Source organism: Nitratidesulfovibrio sp. SRB-5, assembly GCF_019931275.1.
Lineage (GTDB): Bacteria > Desulfobacterota > Desulfovibrionia > Desulfovibrionales > Desulfovibrionaceae > Cupidesulfovibrio.
This window is the reverse complement of record NZ_JAIOTY010000002.1, coordinates 1-11,208: the sequence shown is the minus strand read 5'-3', so window position 1 is coordinate 11,208 and position 11,208 is coordinate 1. Positions and strand designations below refer to the sequence as shown.

The window sequence follows — 11,208 nt, the reverse complement described above, 5'->3', positions numbered from 1 at the left end:
CGAAACAAGCAACCACCGCCCTTCCCGCTCGCCCCGGAAGAGAGCACACGATGACGCCCAACGACAGACAAAAACTCCGGGAACGGATCGTCGCCGATCTTGCCCGCATCGCGCAGGACATCGAGGCCCTGAAGGAACTGACCAAGCCTGTTCCCCCCGGCGCGGACGGCATGGACGAAGTCTCGCGCATGGACGCCATCCAGAACAAGAGCGTCAACGAGGCCGCCCTGGCCCAGTTGCGCAACCGTCAGGTGGGCCTGGAATACGCCCTGAAGCGCATCGACGAGGACGATCCCGACTTCGGCTTCTGCGTGGAATGCGGCGAACCCATCCCCCTGGCCCGGCTCATGGCCATGCCCGAGGCCAGCCGCTGCGTGAACTGCGCCGACTGATCCCGGCCCGCGCCCTTCGTTCTCGACCCTGACGGGGCATCGACCCTCGACGGACTACCTACGGGACGACGCCATGCCGCACGCCTCCCTTGCCCTTGCCTGGCAGCGCCTGCCGCTGTGGCTGCGCATCCGCCTCGTGCACGGCAGCGTGGGGTCCGTCCACCGGCTGCGCTGCGCCGCCGACGCCATCACCCGCTCGCAATCCCCCGCCGCTTCGCCCGCCGACACCACAGGCCCCCACGGGCGTGAAGACCTGCTGCGCACCGGTCGCGAACTGCTGCTGGCCGCGTGGGAGGACGACCCCTGCAACGGCCAGCTGGCCGGGCAGGCACTGCTGCTGCATCAGCGCATGCCCTGGCTGCACCCCGCGCTGGCCGCGCTGCTGGCCGCCGTGCACGGGGCCTGGCGCCGCCCGGCGGATCTGACCCGCTACGAACGGCTGGCCGCCCAGACAGACTGGGTGCGCCTGCAACGCCATGTGGACGCCGAGCGCCAACGCGAACCGGACAACCTGTTCTGGATGCAGCAGGCCGTGGCCGTGGGCGAACTTTCCGGCGATCTGGACTGGCTGGATGGGCACCTGCATCGGGCCGCAGCCCGGTTTGCCCCGTCTGGCGCATCTGGTTCAGCCGGTTCAGCCGGTCCTGCCGGTCCAGCCGGAACCGGGCCACCTCTCGCCCCGCTTTTCGCCCATCTTCACGGCTGCCTGGCGGCCAACCGCGCCTCCGCCTGTGTGGGGCACGCTGACGGCACGGCCACCGCCGCCCGCCACCATGACGCCGCGCTGGCCCATTTTCGCGCCGCCGCGCTGGCCGTGTCCGGCCTGCCCGCGTCCGGCCAGCCTGCATCTTCCGCCGCGCCGGGCAACGGCTGCTGGCTGGCCCCGGTGGAACACGCCGCCCACTGCCTGGTCCGCCTGGGCGATGTCCCCGCCGCCCTGCCCCTGTGGGATGCGGTGCTGGCCGCCCGGCCCTGGCACGTCAACCTTGCCCTGCGCGCCCACGACGTCTGGCGCGGCGTGGACACCCCGGAGGCCGAACCCGCCGGGTCCACCGCCGTGCTGCTCTATTCGTGGAACAAGGCGCAGGAGCTCGACACCGCCCTTGTCCACCTGGCACCCGGCCTGCCGGACGTGGCCCGCATCGCCCTGCTGGACAACGGCTCCACCGACGGCACCGGCGACGTGGTGCGCGCCTGGGCCGACAGGTTCGGCGCGGACCGTTGCACCGCCGTGCACCTGCCGGTCAACGTGGGGGCCGCCGCCGCGCGCAACTGGCTGATGCGCCTGCCGGAAGTGGCCGCCTGCGACTTTGCCGCCTATCTGGACGACGACGCCGCCGTGCCGCCCGACTGGCTGCGCCGACTGGCCGGGGCGGTGCGCCGCCAGCCGGATGCCGCCGCCTGGGGCGGGCGCACCCTGGACTGGCACGCCCCGTACATGGTCCAGTCCGCCGACCTGCACCTGACCGCGCACTTCCGCGCGCCGGAAGGCACCCCGCCGCACCTCGCCGCCTTCGCGGACGACACCCCGCCACCGCCCGACAGCGCGACCGGCGAGCCGCAGCGCGACACCCTGTCGCCGGAGGTGGCCTTTTCTCCGGCCCGCGCCCATGCGCTGCCCTTTTCGGTCAGCGACCTGCACGCCCAGGTCACGGACATGGGCCGCTTCGACTACCTGCGGCCGTGCATTTCGGTAACCGGGTGCTGCCACATGTTCCGCACCACGGAACTGCTGGAGGGCGGGGGGTTTTCCCTTTCGCTGTCGCCTTCGCAATACGACGACCTGGAACACGACCTGCGCCGGGCCCGCGACGGGCGCCTGGCCTGCTACACCGGCTTTCTGCCCGTGCGCCACATGAAGCGCAGCGGCAAGGCCGTGCGCATGGGGGCGGCGCAGTTCGGCAACGGCCTTGGCAACCGGTACAAGCTTTCGGGCATGTTCGACGCCGTCGAGGTGCTGACCATGCGCCGCCGCGAATTCGAGGCGCTGGAACGCGACCTGCTGCGCAAGCTGGCGGCGCTGGCCGCGCGCAAGGCCCCCTGACGGCAGGACCTGACGGCAAGGCCTGAGACAGGGCTTGCCGACGGGACTTGTTGGCGGGGCTTGCCGACGGGACTTGCGTGGACCGGGCCCGTCAGGCACGATTCTCCGGGCTGGCACGATTCTTCAGGTTGGCGCCATTACCCGAGCAGGCACGACCACTTCCCGAACGGGCCGAGTGGCCTTGCGCCCGGAATGCCCGGGCCGACCCGGCCCACCACGGCCATCACGCCCCGCACCGGGGCATACGGCTGCCACGCGTACACACCGCGCGACCCGCAGGATACCGCATGCACGTCAAATACCTGATCATCGGCGCAGGCCCCACGGGCCTTGGCGCGGCCCACCGGCTGGCGGAACTTGGCGAACACTCCGTGCTGGTGCTGGAGCGCAACCCCTACGCCGGGGGGCTGGCCGCCAGCTTCCGCGACGCGGCGGGGTTCACCTGGGACATCGGCGGGCACGTGGTGTTCTCGCACTACGCCTACTTCGACAACCTGGTGGAAAGCCTGCTGGACGGCCAGTATCTGGAGCACATGCGCATCGCGCGGGTGCGCATCGCCGGGCGCTGGGTGCCCTACCCCTTCCAGAACAACATCCGCCACCTGCCGCCGGAAATGCAGTGGGAATGCGTGCAGGCCCTGCTGCCCGGCAACCGGCGCGAACAGGCGCCCACCAACTTTGCGGAATGGTTCGAATACGTCTTTGGCGCGGGCATCGCCAAACATTTCATGCGGCCCTACAACTTCAAGGTGTGGGCCACCCCCGCCGAACTGATGAGCTACCAGTGGATCGGCGAGCGGGTCAGCGTCATCGACCTTGAAATGGTGCTGCGCAACCTGGTGCTGCAACTGGACAACGTGAGCTGGGGCCCCAACAACCTGTTCCGTTTTCCGCTGCACGGCGGCACCGGAGAAATCTTCACCCGGCTGGCCGCGCGTCTGGGTGACAAGGTGCGCCTGAACACCCCCGTGACGGCGGTTGATCCGACAAAACGCACCGTGCGCACGGGCAACGGCCAGGCCATCACCTACGACCACATGCTGGCCACCGGCCCGCTGGACCTCCTTGTCCGCGACCAGATCGGCGCGGGGCCAGCCGCCGCCATGGTGGGCGACGACCTGCGCGCCGCCGCCGGACAACTGGCCCGCAACGGCGTGTACGTGGCCGGGGTTGGCGTGGACGACATGCGGCCTGAGGACATCCGCAAGGACGACACCTGCTGGATGTACTTTCCGGAATCCAACGCGCCCTTCTACCGCCTGACCAACTTCCACAACTACTCGCCCAACAACGCGGCCCGGCCCGGCCAGCAGCGCGCGCTGATGGCCGAGACCTCGTGGTCCGTGCACAAGCCGGAACAGCTGGACACCCTGATGGACAAGACCGTGGAGGGGCTTGTACACACCTCCATGCTCCATCCGGACGAGCGGGAGCGCATCGCGTCGCGGTGGTCCATTGCCGTGGATTACGGCTACCCGGTGCCCACCCTGGGGCGCGACGCCGCCCTGCGCCGCATCCAGCCGTGGCTGGAGGCGCACGGCATATACTCGCGCGGGCGCTTCGGCGGGTGGAAATACGAGGCCGCCAACATGGACCATTCGGTCATGCAGGGCGTGGAATGGGCCGGGCGCATGGTGCTCGGCGAAGAGGAAACGACGTATAAAATTTGATGAGATAATGAGGCAACGGAAAGGGGTCCCTTTGCGGCAGCCGTTGGGTGAGCGCACCGCGCGAACCTTGCCCTAGCCGTTAGGCGAGATTGCGAGCCTTACGGATAGGGACCGCAACGCGCGGATGGCGTCCGCAGAGCGTGAAAGGGCCTCCCTCCCCGAACCCCTCCCCCCAAACTTCTTCATTGTGGGAAACTCGTCGTTGGCGTGGCGGAGTGCGCCACCCCAGCAATACGCTTCTCATTTTTCCCACCAATACCGGTTCCATTTCCGAGGCACACACCATGAATGCACAACGCTACGAGGCGCGGCGCGAAACCCTGCGCGCCGCCATGCGCGAAAAAGGCCTGTCCGCCCTGCTGGTCAGCCATGCGGCCAACCGATTCTACCTTTCCGGCTTCGAACTGCACGACGTGCAGCTGAACGAGAGCGCCGGGTACCTCATCGTCACCGCCGACGGCAACGACTGGCTGTGCACCGACCCCCGCTACCTCGACGCGGCCCGCCGCCTGTGGCCCGAAGAGCGCGTGTTCATCTATTCCGGCGATGCGCCGGGCCAGATCAACGGCCTGCTCAAGGACAAGGTGCGCGGCACCGTGGGCTTCGAGGCGCGCGCCGTGACCCTGGACTTCTTCGACAAGGTCTCGCCCGGCCTGACCATGGAACGGGCCGACGGCATGGTCGAGGAAATGCGGGTGATCAAGGAACCCGAGGAAATCGAGCTGATGCGCCGTTCCGCCGCGCTGAACCACCAGCTCATGGAATGGGTGCCCGGCATCCTCGTGCCCGGTCGCACCGAAGCGGAAATCGCCTGGGACATAGAAAAGTTCTTCCGCGAACATGGCGCCAGCGAACTGGCCTTCTCCAGCATCGTGGGCGTTGGCCCCAACGCCGCCCTGCCCCACTACGCCCCCGGCGACGTGCCCCTGACCGAAAACTGCCCGGTGCTGGTGGACGTGGGCGCGCGGCTGGACCTGTACAACTCGGACCAGACCCGCACCTTCTGGGTGGGCGACAAGCCCGCCGACCACTTCTCCCGCGCGCTGGAACAGACCAAGGCCGCCCAGGCCGAGGCCATAAGGATCATGCGCCCCGGCCTGCCCGTGGCCGACGCCTACCGCGCCGCGCGCGCCCACTTCGAGGCGCAGGGCGTGGCCGCCCACTTCACCCACGCGCTGGGCCACGGCATAGGCCTCGAAACCCACGAGCCGCCCAGCCTGAACCCGCGCAACGAAATGATCCTGAAGCCCGGCATGATCGTGACCGTGGAGCCCGGCCTGTACTACCCCGAATGGGGCGGCATCCGCTGGGAATACATGGTGCTGGTCACCGGGGACGGGGTGGAGATTCTCTAGCCCCCTCATCGGCCACGCGACTGGCACGGCAGATGCGAGAAAAGGCCGCCCCCGAAGGGGCGGCCTTTGTTTGTGCGCATGGGCGCCGACATGCATTGCACGCCATGCGCGGGCTCCGGCCTCAGTCCGCTCCCCGGGCCGGGTCCAACCGTTCTCGCAACAGGCGGGCATACGTCGCCGCCAGCGCGGCATCGTCGGCAAGCGCACGGCCACTCACGGCCACCGCAGCCACGCACCGGCCATCCTCCGCCAGCAGGGGCACCCCGCCGGGCAGGCTGGTCAGCAACGGATCGCAGAAGTCGTTCAGGGTCAGGCCGCCGTCGAGCAGCCGCTTCCTGAAGGCTTCCGTGGTGGCTCGCATGCGCACCGCCGTATACGCCTTGGCGATGACGATGGGCACCAGTCGTTCCGGCGCCCCGTCCATGCGGACGAAGGCCAGCAGGTCGCCGCTGCCGTCGGTCACGCACAGGCAGACAGGCAGTCCGCCGTCGGCGCGGGCCAGGCGTTCGGCCTCCATGGTGGCGTGCAGCGCATCGTCCAGCAGTATGGTCCGCATGCAGCCTCCGCCTACAGCAGGCACAGCGAGATGGCCGGAATATAGGTGATGGCCATGAGCAGGGCGATCATGGCCAACAGGAACGGCCAGGCCGCCCGCACCACGTCGCCGATGCTCACCTTGCTGATGCTGCTGGCCACGAACAGGTTAACCCCCACCGGCGGCGTGATGAAGCCGATGGCCAGGTTCACCACCATGATCACCCCGAAGTGGATGGGGTCCACGCCCACTTTCGTCACCAGCGGCAGCAGGATGGGGGTGATGATCACGATGGCGGCCAGAGCCTCCATGAAGGTGCCCACCCACAACAGGAACACGTTGATCAGCAGCAGGATGGCGATCTTGTTGCTGGTCACGCCCAGGATCATGGCCGCGATGTGGTCGGGCACCTGCTCGATGGTCATGATGTTGCCGAACAGGGTGGCCATGGCCATCAACACGATGATCACCGACGACGTCTGCGCCGATTCGACCATGCAGTCCCACATCCCGCGCCAGGTGATCTCGCGGTAGATGAACAGGCCCACGATCATGCCGTACAGGGCGGACACCGCCGCCGCCTCGGTGGGGGTCATGATGCCGCCGTAGATGCCGCCCAGCACGATGACCGGGACCAGCAGCGCCCACTTGGCTTCCCACATGGCCCGCATCACCGAGCGGAAGTCGCGGTGCCGCGCCTCGCCGCGCCAGCCCTTCTTCAGCGAGATGTAATAGGCCACCGCCATGAGGGCCAGCCCGCACAGCACGCCGGGCACGATGCCCGCCAGGAACAGCTTGCCCACCGAGGCCTGCGCGGCCACGCCATACACCACGAAGGGGTTGCTCGGCGGGATCATCACGCCGATGCACCCGGCGGACGCCACCACGGCGGCCGCGAAGAACTTGTCGTAGCCGCGCTCGACCATGGCCGGAATGGTGATGCTGCCGATGGCAGCCACCGTGGCCGGGCCGGATCCGCTGATGGCGGCAAAGAACATGCAGGTCACGATGGTGGCCAGCGCCATGCCGCCGGGCAGGGCGCCCACCAGTTCATCGCCAAGGGCCAGCAGCCGCCGCGAAAGACCGCCCGCGCCCATGAACACCCCGGCCGCGATGAAGAACGGAATGGCCAGGATCGGAAAGCTGTCGATGGAAACGAAGGCGATCTGCGCAAGGTATTCCAGGGGCAGCGTACCCGCGCCGAGCACCGTGGCGATGGTGGCAAGCCCCAGCGAAAAGGCAATGGGCACCCCCACCAGCAGGAACAGCACGAAGTAGCCGAACAGCAGCCACACCGCGCTCCACTGGTCGGAAAGCAGCACCGGCAGAAACAGCAGCAAGCCGCAGGCCACCCCGCCCGCCACGTCCAGGGCGGGCATGGTGCGCGCCTGTCGCACCAAATCCTGCACGGTGCGCAGGGTCATGAGGAAAAAGCCCACCGGCAGGATCAGGTACGGGATGAAATACTTGATGCCCATGGCAGGCGTGGTCTGGGGCATGGCGATCTGCATCTGCACATGGCCGAAACCCATGTAGCAGAGCGCCCCCGTCAGCACGAGGGTGCACACGTCCACCACCACCCAGGCCATGCCCTGCGCGCGCGGCGGCAGCTTGGCGCACAGCACGTCCACGCGGATGTTGCTGCGCTTCATGATGGCCAGGGGAACGGCAAGGTATGAAATCCAGATGAACAGGTAGCGGGAAAGTTCCTCGGACCACACCGACCAGCCGATGATGCGTTGCAGCCCCGCTTTCAGCCCCTCGACGTCGACGAACCGGGCCAGGAAGGCCACCGTTCCCGCGTCGTTGAGCATTTCGTTGATCGTGGCCATGGAATAGCGGAAGCCCGTCTGGTAGGTGATGGCCAGGATCATGACCATCAGCCCCGCTACCAGGAAGGGTTTTTCCAGCCACTCGTTGGCGGTTGCCCAGGAAAATGTGTTTCTTTCAGACATGTGCATGGTCTCCGGAAGATGGCGGGCAGGCAAAAGAACAGGGGGGAGGCTCGCCCCTCCCCCCTTCGGGCCGAACGCGCAATGCTACTTCTGCGTGTCCTGCACGAGCTTGATCAGATCGGCCGGCAGGGTCACGGTGTCCCACACCGGGCGGGTCAGCTTCCGGAATTCGTCGATTTCCGCGTCCGTGGCATCGTGAATGGTGATGCCGGCCTTGATGAAGCCTTCGCGGGCGGCCTTTTCGTTTTCGGGGTACAGCACATCGCGCTGATACTGGGTGGCCTCGCGGGCGGCCGCGTTGATGACCTGCTTGGCGGCGTCGGGCAGCCCATCCCACCATGCCTTGTTGGCCATGGCCACCTGCATGCAGTAGTTGTGCGCGGAAGTGATGGCGTACTTCAGCACTTCATGGTGCTTGGCGCCGAACAGATGGGGAAAGGTGTTGCCTTCGGCGTCGATGGTGCCCTGTTGCAGGGCGGTATACACTTCGCCCCAGGCGATGGGCGACGGGTTGGTGTTCAACGCCTTGGCCACGCCCACTTCCACGGGCGAATCGGTGGTGCGCATCTTCAGCCCCGCAAGGTCCGAGGCCTTGCCCAGCGGGCGCTTCACGGACACGAAGTGGCGGTAGCCGTATTCCGCGTACATGATGGGTTGCAGGCCCACGTCATTGGCCACCTTCAGGAAGTAGTCGTTCAGCGTGCCGCCCGGATCGATGGCGGCGTACAGGCTTTTCTGAAACTTGGGCGAGGTGATGTAGGGCAGATCGAACACCGAATACAGCTTGGAGAAGTTGGCAAGGTTCGGGGTAGAGCTGACGCCGATTTCCAGCGTGCCCTTCTGCGCCCCTTCCACCAGCACGCGGTCGCTGCCCAGAATGGCGTTGGGGAACACCTGCACGGTGATCTTTCCGCCGGACTTTTCCGCCACCAGGTCGGCAAACTTCTGGTAGGCAAGGGTAATATGGTTGCCGGGAGGCGTGGTGTGCGCCAGGCGGAACTTGATCTTGGGACCATCGTAGGCCGCCTGTACAGGTGCCGCCAACGCGACGGTCATGAGGAGCGCGGCTACCAGCATGGCTGCTCTTTTCATGGATTCTCTCCTTGTGCTACATGGTTTTCCATCATCGACCATGTGCATCACATGCCCATGACCGACACGATACAGTCCACCCTGTTTTCATGGCACCGTATCCTTCATGTCTTTCCGCAACGTGCGTCCCCCCGGCCAGGGGCGGCGCGTTCTGGGCGAGTAAGTTGCAACCGACATGCCGTCGCTTGAGATTTTTAGAACAAACTGAAAATATCTTGTGAAGCTGGCAAGTTGCCCGTACCGCCACAACTCGAATCCAACAGCACCCGGACACGGGGCACCAAAAACCGTCCAGACTCCCAGACATTTTTTCAGAATAGTGTCGGTTTACCATACGTCTGCGCGAACAACTGGTGAACGCGCGGCAAAAAAACCGCAAGAACAGCAGTAGCCACTCGCGTTCCCCACATGCACATGTGCTTCCTGGAACGCAATGTAAAGCCACACCGTCAACAGGATTACGCATGTCCAAAACGCATGATGCCATAGCCAACGACGCAGTCACTTTTCTGGTATTCGACCATTTACCCATGGGCATTCTGTATTGCGACGCCGACTACGTGATCCGGTTTGCCAACAAGGCCTATGCGGAACTGCTGGGCAAGCGCCCCCACGACATCATCGGCAGGAACATTACCGAGGTCATTCCCTCGTCGCGCGCGCCGGAAGTAATGACCACGGGCCAGGCCGAAATGGGCGACCTGTGCAGCATCCCCGGTCCCCGGGCCGATCAGAAGCTGGTGGTCAACCGCATTCCCGTGCGCGATGCCGAGGGGGTGCTCGTCGGCATGATCTCGCAGGCCATCTTCAATGACCCCAGCGAACTGAAGCGCCTTTCCAACAAGATAGAGCAGCTGGGGCACAAGCTCAGCCAGTACAAGCGACGCATGGCGGCCACCCTGCATGCCCAGTATTCGCTCGCCAGCCTGAAAGGCGAAAGCGCCTCCATGCACCAGCTCAAGGACCGCCTGCGCAGCTACGCCCGCATGGATGCGCCGGTCCTTGTCCTGGGCGCCACCGGCACGGGCAAGGAACTGGCGGCCCACGCGCTGCACGCCGAAAGCACGCGCGCCGCCGGACCGCTGGTCAGCATCAACTGCGCCGCCATTCCAAAGGATCTCTTCGAATCCGAACTGTTCGGCTACGTGCGCGGTGCCTTTTCCGGCGCCCATCACAGCGGGAAAATGGGCCAGATAGAGCTGGCAGACGGCGGAACCCTGTTTCTGGACGAAATAGGCGACATGCCCCTTCAGGCGCAGGCAAAGCTGCTGCGCGTGCTGGAAAGCCGCACCATCTGCCGCGTGGGCGCGGTAACGGCGGAACCCGTGGACTTTCGGCTCATTGCGGCCACCAACCGGAACATCAAGGACATGGTCCACGCCGGAACGTTCCGTGAAGACCTGTATTATCGCATCAATACCTTCATCATAGAGATTCCCTCGCTGCGTGAAAGGAAGGAGGACATCCTGCCCCTGGCACATCATTTCCTGACACGCATGGGCCACGAGGGCGTAACCTTTACCCCCGCCGCCGTGTCCGCGCTGCAATCGTTCCAGTGGCCCGGCAACATCCGGCAACTGCACAACGCCATCCTGCATGCCGCCACCATGCGCGAAGGCAGCGCCATAGACGTCTGCGCCCTGCCCCCGGAAATACGCCCGGCCCACACCGGCCCTGTGGCGCCTTGTCCGCTGCCGCAGGACAGGAGCGACCTTGCGGGCATTCTGGCCCACAACGAAGCCGCTCTCATTGAAAATGCCCTGCGCGAGCAGGGCGGCAATGTCACCAGGGCCGCATCCGCGCTGGGGGTTTCGCGGGCCACGCTGTACGAGAAAATGAAGAAGCACGGCGTCCATGCCGTGCGTTCGCGCGACAGGCAGGGGAGCTGACTTACCGGCGGCATGGGCGGATCGGATGCGGTCAGCCGCCCCACAATGCGACAGGCCCGCCCCAAAGGGGCGGGCCTGTCTTTTTCCATATCCCGATGCGGGGCGATGCCCGGCGCGCAAGGCCGGGCATCGCAACAGCGGCAGCGGCAGCTACTTGACGAAGTGCCGCTTGTCCAGGTGGTCGTACTTGGGCAGGTGCCGGGTGGGCAGGGCCAGGGCATCGCGCCGGAAAGGCGGGGCCAGTCGCGTGCCGTCGGTCATGATCTCGATGACCGA

At 66.2% G+C, this 11,208-nt stretch carries 8 protein-coding genes; 5 read left to right on the top strand and 3 right to left on the bottom strand.

The annotated features are described in order from the left end of the window. Positions 1 to 50 precede the first annotated feature (50 nt). The 4 genes from K6142_RS07625 to K6142_RS07610 all read left to right on the top strand — a co-directional run bounded on the left by K6142_RS07625 (position 51) and on the right by K6142_RS07610 (position 5,461). A complete protein-coding gene (locus K6142_RS07625) occupies positions 51 to 392 on the top strand; it encodes a TraR/DksA family transcriptional regulator (protein ID WP_012613044.1) in 342 nt (113 codons plus the stop codon). 73 nt (positions 393 to 465) lie between these two features. Then, entirely contained in the window at positions 466 to 2,436 is a 1,971-nt protein-coding gene (locus K6142_RS07620) for a glycosyltransferase family 2 protein (RefSeq protein ID WP_223380795.1), read from the top strand. A gap of 287 nt (positions 2,437 to 2,723) precedes the next feature. Next, entirely contained in the window at positions 2,724 to 4,106 is a 1,383-nt protein-coding gene (locus K6142_RS07615) for a protoporphyrinogen/coproporphyrinogen oxidase (protein WP_190245896.1), read from the top strand. 284 nt (positions 4,107 to 4,390) lie between these two features. Further along, complete coding sequence (locus K6142_RS07610) at positions 4,391 to 5,461, top strand: M24 family metallopeptidase (RefSeq protein ID WP_190245897.1); 1,071 nt, start codon at positions 4,391 to 4,393, stop codon at positions 5,459 to 5,461. Between the two features lie 121 nt (positions 5,462 to 5,582). Here K6142_RS07610 and K6142_RS07605 read toward each other — a convergent pair whose 3' ends face one another. From K6142_RS07605 to K6142_RS07595, 3 genes are all read right to left on the bottom strand, one after another. Further along, complete coding sequence (locus tag K6142_RS07605) at positions 5,583 to 6,017, bottom strand: GlcG/HbpS family heme-binding protein (protein WP_190245898.1); 435 nt, start codon at positions 6,015 to 6,017, stop codon at positions 5,583 to 5,585. Positions 6,018 to 6,028: 11 nt separating this feature from the next. Beyond that, positions 6,029 to 7,957 (bottom strand): TRAP transporter large permease subunit, encoded by a 1,929-nt coding sequence (locus K6142_RS07600; RefSeq protein ID WP_411722701.1) that lies wholly within the window; start codon positions 7,955 to 7,957, stop codon positions 6,029 to 6,031. Between the two features lie 78 nt (positions 7,958 to 8,035). Further along, positions 8,036 to 9,043 carry a TRAP transporter substrate-binding protein gene (locus K6142_RS07595; RefSeq protein ID WP_190245900.1) on the bottom strand — a complete coding sequence of 336 codons (1,008 nt, stop codon included), beginning with the start codon at positions 9,041 to 9,043 and terminating at the stop codon, positions 8,036 to 8,038. Positions 9,044 to 9,507: 464 nt separating this feature from the next. On the opposite strand from K6142_RS07595, the gene K6142_RS07590 reads away from it, so the two are divergent. Further along, positions 9,508 to 10,932 (top strand): sigma-54 interaction domain-containing protein, encoded by a 1,425-nt coding sequence (locus K6142_RS07590; protein ID WP_223380794.1) that lies wholly within the window; start codon positions 9,508 to 9,510, stop codon positions 10,930 to 10,932. The last annotated feature ends 276 nt before the right edge of the window (positions 10,933 to 11,208 follow it).

Coding starts and splice junctions, on each gene's coding strand:
- K6142_RS07625 (WP_012613044.1), top strand. CDS start 51: ATGACGCCCAACGACAGACAAAAACTCCGGGAACGGATCGTCGCCGAT.
- K6142_RS07620 (WP_223380795.1), top strand. CDS start 466: ATGCCGCACGCCTCCCTTGCCCTTGCCTGGCAGCGCCTGCCGCTGTGG.
- K6142_RS07615 (WP_190245896.1), top strand. CDS start 2,724: ATGCACGTCAAATACCTGATCATCGGCGCAGGCCCCACGGGCCTTGGC.
- K6142_RS07610 (WP_190245897.1), top strand. CDS start 4,391: ATGAATGCACAACGCTACGAGGCGCGGCGCGAAACCCTGCGCGCCGCC.
- K6142_RS07605 (WP_190245898.1), bottom strand. CDS start 6,017: ATGCGGACCATACTGCTGGACGATGCGCTGCACGCCACCATGGAGGCC.
- K6142_RS07600 (WP_411722701.1), bottom strand. CDS start 7,957: ATGCACATGTCTGAAAGAAACACATTTTCCTGGGCAACCGCCAACGAG.
- K6142_RS07595 (WP_190245900.1), bottom strand. CDS start 9,043: ATGAAAAGAGCAGCCATGCTGGTAGCCGCGCTCCTCATGACCGTCGCG.
- K6142_RS07590 (WP_223380794.1), top strand. CDS start 9,508: ATGTCCAAAACGCATGATGCCATAGCCAACGACGCAGTCACTTTTCTG.